Below are 16,421 nucleotides of genomic sequence, written 5' to 3' on the forward strand. Positions count from 1 at the left end.
GGGGGTGCCGAGGACTGTGGGATCGGGGCTCCTCGTGGTCCGCGACACGCCGGCCGTCGCACGGCCGGACGGCTGCGCCACCCCCCTCACCCGGTGCGCCGCCCGGCGCCCTGCCCGCCGGCCCGCCGCTGCGGTGCGGCCCGTCGTGCCGGGGCCGGCCGGGCGGAGCGCTGGTGACGCAGCGGTGGCACCAGACCGGCGTCGGCCAGCACCCGGACGGCGCGGCGCTCGACCTCGTCGAACTCCACGACCACCCCGGGCGGCAGCACGACGACGTCCTCGGCGCTGAGCTCCCCGTCCCGCCGGCCGGTCATCGGCACCACCGTCGGGTCGGCACCCCGCCAGCCCGGCGGCGCCCCCAGGAGGACGGTCACGACGCAGTCGCCGCAGCCGGTACCACGAGCGGTGCAGGTGTCGCAGTCGATGTGCACGGTCCACTCCTCCACTGGCCGACCCTCGTCGCGGGAGGCCGTCCGTGGCCCCGGTCGATCCGGGCAGGACGCTAGGAGCGGGCACCGACAGTTCCGGCTCAGCCGCCGGCGTACTCCCAGTGCCAGGGTTCCTCGCGGCCGTTGCCCGGGTCGGCCCAGCGCGGGTGGTGGAAGCCGAAGCGGCCGGCGTTGGCGAGCATCCAGGCGTACTGCGCCGTCCCGAACCGCTCGACGCCCCCGCACAGGTCGACCGCCAGCCCCCAGCCGTGGTCGCTGGTGCCCGGCACCGCGGCGAGCTCCGGCTTCTCGCCGTACAGGCGGACCTGGTCGCCGTAGCTGCGGTAGGAGTCGGTGAGGCACAGCGGCGTCCCGAGGGCGCCGGCGAAGGCGCTGCTCATCGCCTGGTAGGCCGCCGCCGCGTCGCAGCGCAGCACGTGCCCGGGGACCCCCAGCGGGCACATCGCGCCGAGCGGGACCAGCCCGTTCGGGAACCCGCCCCACGCCCGCCCCCCGGACGTCCCGGGCGGGTACCGCAGGTCGCCGCACTCGACCGGCAGCGCTCCGCCGGAGGATCCGGTCGCGGGGACGGCCGCGCGGAGCCCGAGGGTGGGCCGTCCGACGCCCAGCACCCGGTCGGCCGCCGGGCGGCCGACCACGACGGCACCGGCGCGGGCGTCGGCCGCCAGCACGGTCCGCCGGTCGAGGGCGATGCCGACGTTGCCCGGACCGGATCGGCCGGCACCGAGGAAGACCAGGTCCCCCGGGAGGACGTCGGCCGGGTCGACCGGCGTGGTGCCCGCGTGGAGCCCCACCGGGTCGTCCGGGAGGTCGATCCCCGCCGAGGCGTAGACGGCGTGCACCAGGGATCCGCAGGACCACGCGTCCGGGCCCGCCGCCCCGGGGGCGTAGGGCAGCTCCAGGGTGTCCAGCGCGGCGCTGACCGCGGCGACCGCCTCGGCGGCCGGGACGACCAGCGGACCCGGCGCGTCCGGCAGCTGGGCCGCCCCGGCCTGCACCCCACTGCCGGACGCCGGCACCGGCGCCAGCCCGTCGGGCAGGCCGACCGCCGGGTCGCGCAGCGCCGCGGCCGGCGGCGGGTCGACGCCGGCCGCGGCCAGCTCGCCGAGGTACCCCTGCCAGTCGGCCGCCGCCTGCCGGCCGGCCGCGCGCTGCTCCTCCTGCTGCCGGCCCAGCTGCCGGTCGACGGCGGCGACGGCGACCTCCAGGTCCCGGCCCGCCGCGGCCGCGGCCGCCTCCAGCCCGGCGGTCTCGGTGGTGAGCTCCGCTGCCCGTGCACGGGCGGTCTCCCGTGTCGTCTCCGCCTCCGCCCGCCGCGCCGCGGCCTCCTGCCGTCGACGCTCCGCGGCGGCGACCACCGCGGCGGCGTGGCGCTCGGCCGCGTCGAGCAGCCCGCCCGCGGCGACGACGTCCCCGGGACCACCACCGGACAGCAGCACCGAGAGCGGCGTGACCTCGCCCGCGTCCCGGTAGACCGCCGAGGCGTGCCGGGCCACCTCGGCCCTGGCCCGGGCGAGCTCGGCGTCCGCCGCGACGATGTCGGCCTCCGCCCGGGCCGCGGCCGCCTCGGCGGCGGCGAGGGCCTCGCGGGCCGCGACGACCCGGGACTGCCGTTCCTGCAGGTCGGCCTGCACCTCCGCGGCGCGCCGCTGCAGCGCGTCGAGCTCGGGGCTGTCCAGGAGGCTGGCGGTCACGCCGGCCGGGTCGGCCGGGTCGGCTCCCGCGGGCGTCGCCGACGACAGCGCGGCGGCGAGCGCGACGACGCCCACGGACAGGGACGCCACCGCGCGGCGGCCGGGGCGCCACCGGGAGAGCGAGTGCACGGACCACCTCGGCGAGTCGGGACCGCAGCGGTCCTCGACGAGATGGTGTCGGGGGTCGGGCGGGCGCGCCAGGGGACGGCGCGCCGCTCCCCCCGGACGGGCCGGCGGAGCCCGTTCCCCGGCGCGCGTCCCCGGGACTGTCAGCGCCCCGACCTACCGTCCGACCGTGCGCCCCTCCCCTTCCCGGCCGGTGCCGCTCTCCCCCGCCCGCCTGGCCGGGACGGCCGCCCGGGCCGCGGCCGGGCTGCCGCGCTTCGAGCAGGCCACCATCGACGAGCTCGGCACCCCGCTGGCGGAGGTCACCTTCGTCGTCGTCGACCTGGAGACCACCGGGGGGTCCCCGAAGGACAGCGCGATCACCGAGATCGGCGCGGTCAAGGTGCGCGGCGGGGAGGTGCTCGGCGAGTTCCAGACCCTGGTCGACCCCGGCTGCGAGATCCCGCCCTACATCAGCGTGCTGACCGGGATCACCTCGACGATGGTCGCCGCGGCTCCCCGCATCGGCGCGGTCCTGCCGCACTTCCTCGAGTTCGCCCGGGGCGCGGTGCTGGTCGCCCACAACGCGCCGTTCGACCTCGGCTTCCTCAAGGCCGCCTGCGCGGAGAACGGCATCCCCTGGCCCGCCACGGCCTCGGTCGACACCGCCGTCCTCGCCCGCCGGCTGCTCAGTCGCGACGAGGTGCCCAACTGCAAGCTGGCCACCCTCGCGCCCTTCTTCCGCACCAGCACCGAGCCCTGCCACCGCGCGCTGGCCGACGCCCGCGCCACCGTCGACGTCCTGCACGGCCTGTTCGAGCGGCTGGGGCCGTTGGGCATCACCAGCCTGGAGGAGCTGACCGGGCTCACCCGGCAGGTCGACCCCGACCGGCTGCGCAAGCGGCACCTGGCCGACACCGTCCCGCACGGCCCGGGCGTCTACCTGTTCCGCGGCCCCCGCGACGAGCCGCTCTACGTCGGGACGTCGACCGACCTGCGCAGCCGGGTGCGCAGCTACTTCACCGCCGGTGAGCAGCGCAGCCGGATGACCGAGATGGTGGCGCTCTCCCAGCGGGTCGACGCGATCCCGTGCGCGCACGACCTCGAGGCCGCCGTCCGCGAGCTGCGGCTGATCGCCGAGCACAAACCGCGCTACAACCGGCGCTCCCGGTTCCCCGAACGGGCGCTGTGGGTGCGGCTGACCGAGGAGCCCTTCCCCCGGCTGTCGGTGGTGCGCCGGGTGCGCCCGGGCGCCGGGGTGTTCCTCGGGCCCTTCCCCGACCGGCGGGCGGCCGACGCCGCGGTGGCCGCCGTCCACGAGTCGCTGCCGCTGCGCCAGTGCACCGGCCGGCTGTCGGTGCGGGTGCTCGGCACCGCCTGCGCGCTGGCCGGGATGGGCCGCTGCGGCGCACCGTGCACCGGCGCCCAGTCGGTCGAGGAGTACGGCGAGATCGCCGCCGTCCTGCGGACCGCGGTGGCCGCCGACCCGCACGCGCTGCTGGCGCCTCTGCTGGCGCGGGTGGAGCGGCTGGCCGCCGAGGAGCGCTACGAGGACGCCGCCGTCCTGCGCGACCGCGCCGCCACCCTCGTGCGCGCGGTCCGGCGACGGCAGCGGCTGGAGTCCCTGGCCGCGGTGCCCGAGCTGGTGCTGGCCCGCCCGGACGGCGACGGCGGCTGGCAGCTGTCCGTCGTCCGCCGGGGCCGGCTGGTGGCCGCCGGGTGCGCGGCCCGCGGCAGCTCGGTCCGGGCGACCCTCGAGGGGCTGCTGGCGACGGCGGAGACGCCGCTGGGCCCCGACGGCGAGCTGGCCGCCTCGGTCGACGAGACCGAGCTGGTGCTGCGCTGGATGGAGAAGCCCGGCACCCGGCTGGTGCAGGTCGACGGCACGCTGGCCTGCCCGGTACCCGGCACCGGCGGCTACACCGAGTTCCTGGACCGGGTCGAGGCCGGCCGCGCCGGACGCGACCCGTTCGCCGACGGCCGCTCGCTGGGCACCCGGGCACGCCCCGAGCGGGTCTCCCGCGGAGCCGCCATGAGCCGGTGACCTGCTGGAACGGCCCCGCTGCAGGGGCCCGCGCCGAGCCGGTGACCTGCTGGAACGGCCCCGCTGCAGGGGCCCGCGCCGAGCCGGTGACCTGCTGGAACGGCCCCGCTGCAGGGACCCGCCGCGAGCGGAGCGAGTGGTGGGGGGCAGCGGGGTCCTTCTAGCATCCCCGGCGTGATCACCGCCATCGTCATGATCGACGCGGCCACCGACGCGATCCCCGAGGTGGCCGAGGCCGTCGCCGGCCTCGACGGCGTCAGCGAGGTCTACTCCACCGCCGGCGAGGTCGACCTCATCGCGATCGTGCGGGTGCGCGAGTTCGACCAGGTCGCCGAGGTGATCGCCGGTCGGATCAACAAGGTGCCCGGCGTCCTCGAGACCGAGACGCACATCGCCTTCCGCGCCTACTCCCGGCACGACCTGGAGGCGGCCTTCGCGATCGGCTTCGAGTCGGCCGACTGAAAAGGGACCCCGCCCTCCTCACGCCTCGCTCCGCTCGGCGCGAGCCCCGGGACGGGGCCAGCGGGGCCCTCCCTCAGCGCGCGGCGCCCTGCCGCAGCGCCCGGCTGACCATGGTCCACCGCTCCAGCAGCGCCGCCGCCCGGCCGTCGTCCACGGCCGCGGCCGCCCGCTCCATGCCCGTCGCCAGGGCGTCGTGGAGCCGCACGGACCGTTCGTCGAAGGCGGCCAGCGCGGCGGCCGCGTTGAGCAGCACCGCGTCGCGCACCGGCCCGCGCTCGCCGTCGACCACCCGGCGGAACACGTCGGCGTTGAAGGCCGGGTCGCCGCCGCGCAGCGCGTCGACCCCCGCCACCGGGACGCCCAGCGCCCCCGGGTCCACCCGGTCGGGCACGACCTCGCCCTCGCGCACCAGCCACGCCGACGACGTCGTGGCGGTGGTCAGCTCGTCCAGGCCGTCGTCCCCGCGGAACACCACCGCCCGCGTGCCGCGCTCGGCGAGCACCTCGGCCACCACGGGGGCCATGCGCGGGTCGGCCACGCCGATGGCGGCCGCGGCCGGGCGCGCCGGGTTGGTCAACGGCCCCAGGAAGTTGAAGACCGTCGCGATGCCGAGCTCGCGCCGGGGCACCGCGGCGTGGCGCATGCCCGGGTGGAACACCGGCGCGAAGAAGAAGCCGATGCCGGCCTCCTCGACGCAGCGCGCGACCGCGGCGGCCGGCAGGTCGATGACCACGCCCAGCGCCTCGAGGACGTCCGCGGCACCGGAGGACGACGACGCCGCGCGGCCGCCGTGCTTGGCGACCGGCACGCCCGTGGCGGCGGTGACCACCGCGGCCATCGACGAGATGTTCACCGTGTGCGCGCCGTCGCCACCGGTGCCGACGATGTCGACCGAGGCCAGCGGCAGCTCGACCGGCGTCGCCTGCGCGAGCATCTCCGTGGCCAGCCCGCTGAGCTCCTGCGGGGCCACGCCCTTGGCCCGCAACGCGACGGCGAAGGCCGCGATCTGCGCGGGGGTGGCCTCACCGGCCATGACCTCGCGCATGGCCCACGCGGTGTCGGCGGCGGAGAGGTCCTCGCGCGCCAGCAGGCGGGTGAGCAGGGCCGGCCAGGTCGGTCGCGCGCTCACCGGGATACCGGGCGCCGCCCTGCGCGGTCGCGCAGCAGGTCGGCGACGACGGCCGGGGCGGTCAGCGGGTCGACCGGGAGGGGCAGGGTGGCGTCGGCCTGCGACCAGTGCGCCAGCCACCGGTCGGGCTGGCGGGCGATCAGCACGCACAGCGCCGGGCGGTCGGCCACCTCCACGGTGAGCTGACGGGCCAGCGCCAGGCCACCGGTGGGCTGCGCCTCGCCGTCGAGGATGCAGAGGTCCACGCCGCCGCCGTCCACGGTGTCGACGACGTCCTCCCCCGTGGCGCACTCCACCCAGGTCAGGGGGCCCACGTCGGCGGCCGGGCGGCGGCCCACCGCGGTGCGCACGGCGGCCCGCACGTCGGGCCGGGAGCTGTAGACCAGGACGGTGGCCGGGGCGGCGTCGCTCACGGCGCCGAGCGTAGTGGCAGCGGACCCGCTGACCAGGCAGCACGGGACCGCGGTGTCGAGGAGGTCACGGCGTCGGCACGCCGTCCCACCCGCGGTCGTGGCCTCACCGGGAACGATGCCATGATGGGCGTCGTGACAACGGCTCCCGTGGCGAGCGGCACCTTCGACACCTCCCGGGTGCACTCCCTGACCCGACCGAACCTGGTGAGCGTCGGCACGATCATCTGGCTCTCCAGCGAGCTGATGTTCTTCGCCGGACTGTTCGCCATGTACTTCACGGCGCGCGCCCGGGCCCTCGAGGGGTGGCCACCGGAGCCGACCGAACTGAACCTGCCCTACGCGCTCGTCTTCACGATCATCCTGGTGGCCTCCTCGGTCACCTGCCAGCTCGGCGTGTTCGCGGCCGAGCAGGGCAACGTCTACGGCCTGCGGCGCTGGTTCACGATCACCTTCGTGATGGGCCTGGTCTTCGTCCTGGCGCAGGCCAACGAGTACCGGGTGCTGGTGACCGAGCACGCCACGACGATCTCCAGCTCGACCTACGGCTCGGTCTTCTACCTGACGACCGGCTTCCACGCCCTGCACGTGATCGGCGGGCTGGTGGCCTTCGTCTACCTGCTCATCCGGTCCACCATGGGCCGCTTCACGCCGGCACAGGCGACCGCCGCGATCGTGGTCTCCTACTACTGGCACTTCGTCGACGTCGTGTGGGTCGGGCTCTTCGCCACGATCTACCTGATCCGCTAGGGAAACGGTGTCCACTCCTGATCCGCAGTCCGACGCCCTGACCGGCGAGGACACGCCCCGGGGCCTCCGTCGCTGGTCCCGCCGTCCGACCGCCGGTTCCCCTGCCGCCGCGGCCCGCGTCCGGCGGCGCTCCAAGCAGCGCCGCCGCGTCGCCAACGTGGCCGGTTTGATGGCCGCGCTCGTGCTCACCGGCACGCTGTACTCCGCCCTCGCACCGTCCCAGGCGACCGCGCAGACCAACACGACGGAGTCCTCCGCCGAGGCCGCCGGCCGGGAGCTGTACGAGCGCAGCTGCATCACCTGCCACGGCGAGAACCTCGAGGGCGTGCCGACGCGCGGGCCCTCCCTGATCGGTGTCGGCGAGGCCGCCGTCTACTTCCAGGTGCACACCGGCCGCATGCCGCTGGTCCGCCAGGAGGCCCAGGCGCCGGACAAGCCGGCGATCTTCTCCGACGAGGAGATCGACCAGCTGATGGCCTACGTGCAGGCCAACGGTGGCGGCCCGACCCTCCCGTCCGGTGACCTGCGCGACGGCGACCTGGCCGAGGGCGGGGAGCTGTTCCGGCTCAACTGCGCCTCGTGCCACAACTTCGTCGGTGAGGGCGGCGCCCTGTCCTCCGGCAAGCGGGCCCCGAGCCTCGACGACGCCAACGACCTCGAGATCTACACCGCGATGCTGAGCGGGCCGGAGAACATGCCGGTCTTCGGGGACAACCAGCTCACCCCCGAGGAGAAGCGCTCCATCATCAACTACGTGCAGACGGTGAAGGGGCAGGCCGACCCCGGCGGTGCCGGTGTGGGCCGACTCGGTCCGGCTGCCGAGGGCCTCGTCATCTGGGTCGTCGGCGTCGCGGCGCTGATGTTCGGCATCTTCTGGATGGGCAGCAAGGCGTGAGCACGCGCACCATCCCCACCACCGCACCGCGGGCGCTCACCCTCCGCTGGGGGAGCCTCCCGCTCGCGGGGGACGGCGAGGAGGGAGCACCGGCGCGCGAGCGCGCGAGCTCCCGCAGCACCACGGCAGCACTGGTCACGCTCCCGAGGAGCGCCAGCGAGGAGGAAGCGTGAGCACGCGCGAGAGCGCCCCCGGCTCCACCGGCGGCGCGGACGTCCCCGGCCCCCTGCACGGCGGTCCGGACGACGACTACACCCCCGAGCAGCTCGCGGCCTTGACCCGCGAGGAGCTCGACCTGCTGGGCGCCCGGTACGACAGCGTGCAGGTCCTGCACGTCGACCCGGGCCCCGAGCCGGGCTCCGCGGTGGAGAAGCAGGCCGTCCGCCAGGTCGCCCTGACCTTCGCCCTCGCCGGGCTGACCGCGTTCGCGGCCTTCGTGGTCTACGTCGGCTCCGGCTGGTTCCTCCCCGACTGGCAGTGGGACATCACCGACAGCGGCTGGAGCGCCCTGTTCACCCCGCTGATCGGGGCGCTCGGGGGCCTGGCCCTGACGCTGGTGGGCGTCGGGCTGGTGCTCTACACCAAGAAGCTGCTGCCGCACGAGACCGCGGTGCAGGACAAGCACGACGGCTCGCACTTCGACCGGGTCACCACCGGCGCCACCCTCGTCGGCGGCCTGCACAACAGCGGCCTGGCCCGCCGGAAGCTGATCACCCGTTCCCTGGTGTTCATGGGCAGCGGGATCGGGCTGATGCTGGTCATGCCGCTGGGCGGTCTGATCCGCAACCCCAACACCGGCGACCCGCTGGGCACCACCAGCTGGGCCGAGGGCGTCCGCCTCGTCCGCGACGACGGCAGCCCCATCCGCCCCGGCGACCAGGTCCCCGGCTCCCTGGAGACCGTCTTCCCGGCCGTCCCCGGTGGCAACCGGCAGGCCGACGCGGCGACGATGCTCATCCGGCTGCGCCCCGAGCAGCTGTCGGTCGAGCGCCCCCGCAACGGCCAGGAGGACTTCGGCTACGGCGACTACGTCGCCTACTCGAAGATCTGCACCCACGCCGGCTGCCCCGTCTCGCTGTACGAGCAGGAGACCAGCCGCATCCTGTGCCCGTGCCACCAGTCGCAGTTCGACGTGACGCAGGGCGCCAAGGCGGTCTTCGGCCCGGCGACCCGCCCGCTGCCCCAGCTGCCGATCACTGTCGACGACGAGGGCTTCTTCGTGGCGCGTAGTGACTACATTGAAGCTGTTGGCCCCACCTACTGGAACCGGGAGCGCATCTGATGGCTCGTACCGCCACAGCGCCGGGTGTCCCGACCACCGCGCTGGGCAAGGCGGCGCTGGAGGTCGACGACCGTCTGATCGTCGCCGGTCCACTGCGCCGCACCCTGAACAAGGTCTTCCCCGACCACTGGTCGTTCCTGCTCGGTGAGATCGCGCTCTACGCGTTCGTCATCCTGCTGCTGTCCGGTACGTACCTGACCTTCTTCTACGACGCCTCCCTGCGCGAGGTCGTCTACGAGGGCACGTACGCCCCGCTGCGGGGCCTGGAGATGTCGGCGGCGTACGACTCTGCCCTGAACCTGTCCTTCGACGTCCGCGGCGGCCTGTTCATGCGTCAGGTCCACCACTGGGCGGCCCTGCTCTTCGTGGCCGCCATCGTGGTGCACCTGCTGCGCATCTTCTTCACCGGCGCCTTCCGGCGTCCCCGGGAGACCAACTGGCTGATCGGTGTCGGTCTGCTGCTGCTGGCCCTGGGTGAGGGCTTCACCGGCTACTCCCTGCCCGACGACCTGCTCTCCGGCACGGGCCTGCGCATCGCCTCGGCGATCATCCTGTCCATCCCCGTGGTGGGCACCTGGGTCCACTGGGCGGTCTTCAACGGCGACTACGTCGGCGAGTACATCATCGGGCGCTTCTACATCGCCCACGTGCTCATCATCCCGGCGATCCTGCTGGGCCTCATCGCCGTCCACCTGCTGATCCTGGTCAAGCAGAAGCACACCCAGTTCCCCGGCCCGGGGCGGACCGAGCACAACGTGGTCGGCAACCGGCTCTTCCCCGCCTTCGCCGCCAAGGCCAGTGGTCTGTTCTTCATCGTGTTCGGTGTCGTCGCCGCGCTCGGTGGCCTGGTGCAGATCAACCCGGTGTGGCTGTGGGGCCCGTACAACCCGGCCCAGGTCTCGGCCGCGTCGCAGCCGGACTGGTACATCATGTTCCTCGACGGCTCGACGCGACTGTTCCCGGCGTGGGACATCAACCTGCCCGGCGACTACACGATCCCGGCGCTGTTCTGGCCGACCGTCGTCATCGCCGGTCTGATCTTCACCGTCCTCGCGCTCTACCCGATGATCGAGCGCAAGCTCACCCGCGACACGGCCTCCCACCACCTGCTCCAGCGTCCCCGCGACGTCCCGGTGCGGACCTCGCTGGGTGTCATGGCGCTGACCTTCTACGTCGTGCTCATGCTCTCCGGCGCCAACGACGTCATCGCCGAGAGGTTCGACATCAGCCTCAACGCGATGACCTGGGCCGGGCGGATCGGCGTGCTGATCCTGCCGCCGATCGCCTACGTGATGACCTACCGGATCTGCCTCGGTCTGCAGAAGCACGACCGTGAGGTCCTGGAGCACGGCCTCGAGACCGGTGTCATCCGCCGGCTGCCGCACGGTGAGTTCATCGAGGTGCACCAGCCCCTCGGCCCGGTCGACGAGCACGGCCACAGCCAGCTGGCCTACGGCGGCGCTCCGGTGCCCAAGCGGATGAACCAGGTGGGCGGCGCCCGCCGGGCCATCCGCGGCTTCTTCAAGCCGATCGAGGAGCCGGCCCAGGTCGAGCTCGAGCAGCGCCGCGACGAGCACGGCCTGGCGGCCGCGGAGTCCCGGGAGCTCACCACCTCCGGTCGCCCCTCCGACGGTGGCCGGCCGCAGGAGCCGCGCGACTGAAGAAGGACCCCCTGCAGGGCCCCGACGGAGTTCCCGTCGGGGCCCTGCTGCGTTCCGGGGTTCCACTGCCCAGCACGCCGACGCCGCCGACCACCCTCCCCTCCATCGGCGCCGTCCGGCGGAGACGCCAGCGGACGGCGTGGCCCTCCCCCGCACGCGAGGAGCGCTCCCCAGGGGACGTGCCCGGACCCAGCGCACCGTGGGCCTGCCCGGCGCCGTCACGACGGGCGGTCCAGCCGTCGCGACGCACCGCTCTGTGCGCCGCCGGTCGGGCACACCACCGACGTCACGACGTCGTGTCGACGACCAGGACCACGCCGAGGGGTGATCCGAGCGCCCCGGCCCCGACGCCGTGGCCGTCGGCGGGTCGGGGTGGCCCACCGGGGGTGCGCACGCCCCCGGTCCGCCTCTTCCCCCGTGGCCGGCGAGCGGTCCGGCGGGAGGGTCCGTTCCACGGGCCGGTGCCCAGCCGTCCCGCGGGCCGCTGAGCGCATCGGTGGGCCGGTGCGCCCCCAGGGGCCCGGGTCGGCGTCGCGCACGCTGGAGCAGCCCCTCAGAGGCCAGGACGTGCGGCCCGCCCGAGGTGAGGGCCCGGCGGTCCCGGACACGACGAGGGCCCCTCCCCGCCGAAGCGGAGAGGGGCCCTCGAGGTCGAGCGGGGACTCAGCCCTGCGCGTTCTGGCCCACGTAGTACTCGAAGAGCAGCCCGCCGATGGTGACCAGCAGCGCGACACCCGCGAGCAGGATCAGCCAGGTGTAGAAGAACGCCAGCGCCAGGCCCATCAGGCCGGCCGACAGCGCGATGCCGAAGGGCCAGTAGCTGCCGGGGCTGAAGAAGCCCAGCTCGCCCGCGCCGTCGGCGATGTCGGCGTCCTTGCGGTCCTCCGGACGGGCGTCGATGCGCCGCGAGACGAACCAGAAGAAGCCGCCGACCAGGAACGTCAGCCCGCCGGAGAGGACGAGGGCCGTCGTGCCGATCGGCTCACGGGACCAGACGCCGTAGACGGTGGCCATCACGAGGCAGAAGACGCCGATGACGTTGAAGATGAGCGCTTCGACCTTCACGGCCGTCCCTCCTGCGTGGTCTGCGGATCGCGGGTGGTGGACACGTCAGCCGTCGGCCCGCTGCAGGTCGTCGATCAGGTCGAACGGCGCGGTGCTGGTCGCCGCGCCCGGCTGACCGATGCTCTCCAGCGCGTCGTAGGTGTTCAGGCCCGACTCGCGCGCGGCCAGGTAGGCGTCGTAGTCGGCCGACGAGACCGCCCGCACCTCGAAGTTCATGTAGGCGTGGTAGGTGCCGCAGAGCTCGGCGCAGCGGCCCACGAAGGCACCCTCCTCGCGGACGGTCACCTCGAAGACGTTGTCCCGGCCGTTCTCGTTGCCCGGGATGACGTCGAGCTTGAAGAGGAACTCCGGCACCCAGAACGAGTGGATGACGTCGGCCGAGGCCACCTCGAAGCGGACGGTCTCGTCGGTCGGCACCACGAGGATCGGGATCTCCTCGCTGTTCCCGACCGTGTTGATCGGCTCGCCGTCGGCCCCCGTGGTCTCCGGGTAGACGAACTGCCAGTTCCACTTGAAGGCGTTGACCGCGATGGTCACGTCGGGGTCGGCACTGCGCTCCTGCACCCGGTTCTGCACCACCACGGTGAAGAAGAACAGCCCGGCGATGATCAGGAACGGGATGATCGTGTAGACGATCTCGAGCGGCAGGTTGTACGCCGTCTGCTTGGGCAGCTCGTCGCCGCGCTTGCGGTGCATGACGACCGACCAGCCGATGAGCCCCCAGACCGCGAAACCGACGATCAGGGCCGCGATGACGGACCAGATCCACAGGGTCCGCATCTCGTAGGCCTCGTCGGTGATCCCGTCGGGCCAGCCCCAGCGCCAGAACTCGTTGTTCGGGGTGCACCCGGTCAGGGCGAGCACTCCCAGGAGACCGAGCGCGGCGACCCGCGCGAGCCTGCTGCCTCGAGCCACTGCTCGCTGCCTCCTCGTCCTCATCCGGCACGCCGGACGGTCTTCCTGGCCGGCCGTCAGCCGGTGCCCGGCGAACGGCGCCTGTGCCGACCACAGTCTGCGGCGAGACTAGCCGACCCCGCACGGCGGCCGACCACCGGAGACACGGCACGGGCGGGTCGGGTCGCCGGGCGGCCCGACGAGGGCCCGGCGGTCCGCGCCGGACGGCGGCCGGGACCCGGCGGCGGCACGGTGAGCCCCCTCACCGGCGTCCCCTCCACGGGGGTACCTCCGGTTACAGTCGGGGCCGTGTTCTCCCGGCTGCTGACACCCAAGTGGGTGCTCCTGCACCTGGTGGTGGCCGCCCTCTTCGTGGCCACCTTCTTCCTCGGGTACTGGCAGCTGTCCAAGGCCGAGGCCGGCGGCGGCGCGGTGAACTGGAGCTACGCCCTGCAGTGGCCCCTGTACGGGTTCATGGGTCTGGGCTTCTACGTGAAGATGTGCCTCGACGAGGTCCGTCGCGACCCCGACGAGGACGAGCCGGGCAGCGACCTGGTGCTCTACCAGCGGCCGCGCATCGACACCACCGGCGACCCGGAGCTGGCCGCCTACAACGCCCACCTCGCCGAGCTCAACGAGCGGGCGCTGCGGCAGCGGGCCGAGCATGGCCGCTGAACCGACGACGGCGTCGCGGCTGCCCCGCGCGCTCGCCCGCCGGGTCGGTCGGGACGTCCCCGCCGCGCTGACCCGCTACCGGGTGATGGCCTGGATCGTGGGCGTCCTGCTCATCGCGCTGGTCCTGGTGGCCGTCCCCCTGAAGTACCTCGCCGGCATCGAGGGCCCGGTCACCGTCCTCGGCACCCTGCACGGCTGGCTGTACTTCGTCTTCTTCCTGACCGCCTGCGACCTCGCCCTGCGCGCCTCCTGGACGTTGCGGGGCGCGCTTCTCACCCTGGTGGCAGGCACCGTTCCGATCCTGTCCTTCGTGGCCGAGCGCAACGCCACGCGCAAGACCCGCGCCGGCGCTCGCGTCTGACCCTGCCGCGGCCACTCCGCCGGCACACCACGACCCCCGGAGAACCACGCCCATGTGCGGCCTGCTCGCCTACCTGTCCACCGACGCCGACCGCGTCGACGACACCCGCGTCAAGGAGGTGCGCGAGGCGCTGCACTGCCTGCGCCACCGCGGCCCCGACGAGACCCAGGTCTGGAACGACGCGCGGGTGGCCTTCGGCTTCAACCGGCTGGCCTTCATCGACATCGAGCACAGCCACCAGCCGATGCCCTACGCCGACGGGCGCTACCGGATCGTCTTCAACGGCGAGATCTACAACTACGTCGAGCTGCGCCAGGAGCTCGCCGCCCTCGGCGCGCAGTTCGCCACCGAGGGCGACACCGAGGCGATCGTCGCCGGCTACCACCACTGGGGTCAGGACGTCGTCCGGCGGCTGCGCGGCATGTTCGCCTTCGTCATCTGGGACACCCGGACCGGCACGGCGTTCGGCGCCCGCGATCCCTTCGGCATCAAGCCGTTGTTCACCGCCCGTCTCGCCGACGGCGCGCTGGTCTTCAGCTCCGAGAAGAAGGCGCTGCTGGAGATGCTCGGCGGCAGCGAGGCCGCGGGCGGCGTCGACTCCGCCTCGCTGCAGCACTACCTGACGCTGCAGTACGTCCCCGAGCCCGCGACGCTGCACCGCGGCATCCGGCGGATCGAGAGCGGCACGAGCTTCACCGTGGTGGACGGCGAGCTGCACACCAGCCGCTACTTCCACCCGACCTTCCCCGTCCGGCCGGTCGCCGCGGACGAGCAGCAGGGCCTCTACGACCGGATCGCCGAGGTCCTCGACGACTCGGTGCGCGTGCACATGCGCGCCGACGTCACCGTCGGGTCGTTCCTCTCCGGCGGCATCGACTCCACCGCCATCGCGGCGCTGGCCAAGCGGTACAACCCCGACCTGATGACCTTCACGGTCGGCTTCGAGCGCGAGGGCTACTCGGAGGTCGACGTCGCCGCGGAGTCGGCGGCCGCGATCGGTGTCGAGCACGTGACCAAGGTGGTCACCCCCGAGGAGTTCGCCGAGTCGATCCCGCTGGTCGTCTGGTACCTCGACGACCCGGTCGCCGACCCCGCGCTCGTGCCGCTGTACTTCGTCGCCCGCGAGGCGCGCAAGCACGTGAAGGTGGTGCTCTCCGGCGAGGGCGCCGACGAGCTGTTCGGCGGCTACAACATCTACCGCGAGCCGCTGTCGCTGGCGGCGTTCGACAAGCTGCCCGGGGGCATCCGCCGGGCGCTGGGCGCGCTGTCGGCGCGGCTGCCCGACGGCATGCGCGGCAAGGACCTGCTGCGCCGCGGCTCCATCCCGCTCGAGCAGCGGTACTACGGGAACGCCCGGATCTTCCGGGACGACGAGCTCGGCTTCCTCGAGCGCCGCGACCCCGACCTGTCCCACGTCACCGTGACCCGCGAGCTCTACGAGCGGACGCGGGCCGCGGGCTACGACGACGTGACCGCCATGCAGTACGTCGACCTGTTCACCTGGCTGCGCGGGGACATCCTGGTCAAGGCCGACAAGATGACCATGGCCAACTCGCTGGAGCTGCGGGTGCCCTTCCTCGACCCCGAGGTGTTCGCCGTCGCCGGCACGCTGCCGGTCGACCAGCGGGTCACCAGGGAGACGACGAAGTACGCGCTGCGCCGCGCGCTGGAGCAGATCGTGCCCCCGCACGTGCTCAACCGGCGCAAGCTCGGCTTCCCCGTCCCCACCCGGCACTGGCTGGCCGAGGACCTGCACGACTGGGCGCGGAACACCATCGAGGAGAGCCAGACCGACGAGTGGCTCGACCGGCGTCAGGTCCTCTGGATGCTCGACGCCCACCGGGACAACCAGCGGGCCGGCTCTCCGGTCGACCTCTCCCGCAAGCTCTGGACGCTGCTGGTGTTCATGGTCTGGCACGGCGTGTTCGTCGAGCAGCGGATCAAGCCCGAGGTCCCCGAGACCGTCTACCCCGTCCGGTTGTAGCCGGACAGGACGAACGAAGGCCCGGTTCCTCCCGCGGGAGGAACCGGGCCTTCGTCGTGTCCGCGGTGCCGCGGGCGGCCCCTCTGCAGGACCCCGCCGCCGGCCCCGTCCAGAGGCTCGTCCCGAGCCTGCGAGAGAGGTGGACGGGGTCCTTCCACGGTGGGAGCAGAGGGGTCCTTCGTCAGCTGAAGCTGTCGCCGCAGGCGCAGGAGCCGGTCGCGTTCGGGTTGTCGATCGTGAAGCCCTGCTTCTCGATCGTGTCCACGAAGTCGATCACGGCGCCGCCGAGGTAGGGACCGCTCATCCGGTCGACGATGACCTCGACGCCACCGAAGTCGTAGGTCTGGTCGCCGTCGAGGAACCGCTCGTCGAAGAAGAGCTGGTAGCGCAGGCCCGAGCATCCGCCGGGCTGGACGGCGATGCGCAGGCGGAGGTCGTCGCGGCCCTCCTGGTCGAGCAGCGTCTTGACCTTCGCGGCAGCCGGGTCGCTGAGGATGACGCCGGTGGCCGTGGTGTCCTGCACCGTCATGTTGGAAGTCCTCCCACGTTCGAGGGTGCCTG

17 protein-coding genes are annotated in these 16,421 nt (G+C 73.7%); 10 read left to right on the forward strand and 7 right to left on the reverse strand.

Going from position 1 to position 16,421, the window contains the following annotated elements:
• Window positions 1-86 precede the first annotated feature (86 nt).
• Both BMW27_RS06035 and BMW27_RS06040 read right to left on the reverse strand, forming a co-directional pair.
• The gene (locus BMW27_RS06035; protein WP_091441477.1) at window positions 87-431 is read right to left on the reverse strand and encodes a hypothetical protein; all 345 of its coding nucleotides are present in this window, start codon (window positions 429-431) and stop codon (window positions 87-89) included.
• 98 nt (window positions 432-529) lie between these two features.
• Window positions 530-2,272 carry a D-alanyl-D-alanine carboxypeptidase family protein gene (locus tag BMW27_RS06040; protein ID WP_091440576.1) on the reverse strand — a complete coding sequence of 581 codons (1,743 nt, stop codon included), beginning with the start codon at window positions 2,270-2,272 and terminating at the stop codon, window positions 530-532.
• Window positions 2,273-2,438: 166 nt separating this feature from the next.
• Between BMW27_RS06040 and BMW27_RS06045 the strand changes: the two genes are divergently transcribed.
• Both BMW27_RS06045 and BMW27_RS06050 read left to right on the forward strand, forming a co-directional pair.
• Entirely contained in the window at window positions 2,439-4,292 is a 1,854-nt protein-coding gene (locus tag BMW27_RS06045) for a DEDD exonuclease domain-containing protein (RefSeq protein ID WP_245743331.1), read from the forward strand.
• A gap of 174 nt (window positions 4,293-4,466) precedes the next feature.
• Complete coding sequence (locus tag BMW27_RS06050; protein WP_012949369.1) at window positions 4,467-4,754, forward strand: Lrp/AsnC family transcriptional regulator; 288 nt, start codon at window positions 4,467-4,469, stop codon at window positions 4,752-4,754.
• A 73-nt stretch (window positions 4,755-4,827) separates the two neighbouring features.
• Here the strand turns inward: BMW27_RS06050 and trpD are convergent, their stop codons facing one another.
• Together trpD and BMW27_RS06060 are read right to left on the reverse strand one after the other, a co-directional pair.
• On the reverse strand, window positions 4,828-5,883 hold the full coding sequence (gene trpD, locus BMW27_RS06055) for an anthranilate phosphoribosyltransferase (RefSeq protein WP_091440580.1): 1,056 nt from the start codon (window positions 5,881-5,883) through the stop codon (window positions 4,828-4,830).
• Window positions 5,880-6,296, reverse strand: a complete 417-nt coding sequence (locus BMW27_RS06060; protein ID WP_012949371.1) for a hypothetical protein — start codon at window positions 6,294-6,296, stop codon at window positions 5,880-5,882. The genes trpD and BMW27_RS06060 overlap by 4 nt, the downstream gene beginning before the upstream one ends.
• Window positions 6,297-6,419: 123 nt before the next feature.
• Between BMW27_RS06060 and ctaE the strand changes: the two genes are divergently transcribed.
• From ctaE to qcrB, 5 genes are read left to right on the forward strand one after another with little or no spacing between them, the layout of a single operon-like run.
• Window positions 6,420-7,043, forward strand: a complete 624-nt coding sequence (gene ctaE, locus BMW27_RS06065) for an aa3-type cytochrome oxidase subunit III (protein WP_245743332.1) — start codon at window positions 6,420-6,422, stop codon at window positions 7,041-7,043.
• A 7-nt stretch (window positions 7,044-7,050) separates the two neighbouring features.
• Window positions 7,051-7,938, forward strand: coding sequence for a cytochrome bc1 complex diheme cytochrome c subunit (gene qcrC, locus BMW27_RS24275; protein WP_091440584.1), 888 nt, complete (start codon window positions 7,051-7,053; stop codon window positions 7,936-7,938).
• A complete protein-coding gene (locus BMW27_RS23255; protein WP_175486383.1) occupies window positions 7,935-8,111 on the forward strand; it encodes a hypothetical protein in 177 nt (58 codons plus the stop codon). The genes qcrC and BMW27_RS23255 overlap by 4 nt, the downstream gene beginning before the upstream one ends.
• Window positions 8,108-9,220 (forward strand): cytochrome bc1 complex Rieske iron-sulfur subunit, encoded by a 1,113-nt coding sequence (gene qcrA / locus BMW27_RS06075; RefSeq protein WP_091440585.1) that lies wholly within the window; start codon window positions 8,108-8,110, stop codon window positions 9,218-9,220. The genes BMW27_RS23255 and qcrA overlap by 4 nt, the downstream gene beginning before the upstream one ends.
• Entirely contained in the window at window positions 9,220-10,881 is a 1,662-nt protein-coding gene (qcrB, locus tag BMW27_RS06080) for a cytochrome bc1 complex cytochrome b subunit (protein WP_091440587.1), read from the forward strand. Before qcrA ends, qcrB begins: the two co-directional genes overlap by 1 nt.
• Before the next feature lie 663 nt (window positions 10,882-11,544).
• Here the strand turns inward: qcrB and BMW27_RS06085 are convergent.
• The gene (locus BMW27_RS06085) at window positions 11,545-11,946 is read right to left on the reverse strand and encodes a cytochrome c oxidase subunit 4 (RefSeq protein ID WP_091440589.1); all 402 of its coding nucleotides are present in this window, start codon (window positions 11,944-11,946) and stop codon (window positions 11,545-11,547) included.
• Window positions 11,947-11,991: 45 nt separating this feature from the next.
• Complete coding sequence (gene ctaC / locus BMW27_RS06090; protein ID WP_091440592.1) at window positions 11,992-12,861, reverse strand: aa3-type cytochrome oxidase subunit II; 870 nt, start codon at window positions 12,859-12,861, stop codon at window positions 11,992-11,994.
• Window positions 12,862-13,149: 288 nt separating this feature from the next.
• On the opposite strand from ctaC, the gene BMW27_RS06095 reads away from it, so the two are divergent.
• Genes BMW27_RS06095 through asnB form a run of 3 tightly spaced genes read left to right on the forward strand, consistent with a single transcriptional unit; the run spans window position 13,150 to window position 15,860 of the window.
• Window positions 13,150-13,515, forward strand: coding sequence for a metalloprotease (locus BMW27_RS06095; protein ID WP_175486384.1), 366 nt, complete (start codon window positions 13,150-13,152; stop codon window positions 13,513-13,515).
• On the forward strand, window positions 13,505-13,876 hold the full coding sequence (locus BMW27_RS06100; protein WP_091440598.1) for a DUF3817 domain-containing protein: 372 nt from the start codon (window positions 13,505-13,507) through the stop codon (window positions 13,874-13,876). Before BMW27_RS06095 ends, BMW27_RS06100 begins: the two co-directional genes overlap by 11 nt.
• A 52-nt stretch (window positions 13,877-13,928) precedes the next feature.
• On the forward strand, window positions 13,929-15,860 hold the full coding sequence (gene asnB / locus BMW27_RS06105) for an asparagine synthase (glutamine-hydrolyzing) (RefSeq protein WP_091440602.1): 1,932 nt from the start codon (window positions 13,929-13,931) through the stop codon (window positions 15,858-15,860).
• A gap of 181 nt (window positions 15,861-16,041) precedes the next feature.
• Here the strand turns inward: asnB and BMW27_RS06110 are convergent, their stop codons facing one another.
• A complete protein-coding gene (locus tag BMW27_RS06110) occupies window positions 16,042-16,389 on the reverse strand; it encodes a HesB/IscA family protein (RefSeq protein WP_012949381.1) in 348 nt (115 codons plus the stop codon).
• Window positions 16,390-16,421: the final 32 nt, after the last annotated feature.

The sequence above is a fragment of the Geodermatophilus poikilotrophus genome (assembly GCF_900111455.1).
GTDB classification, from domain to species: domain Bacteria; phylum Actinomycetota; class Actinomycetes; order Mycobacteriales; family Geodermatophilaceae; genus Geodermatophilus; species Geodermatophilus poikilotrophus.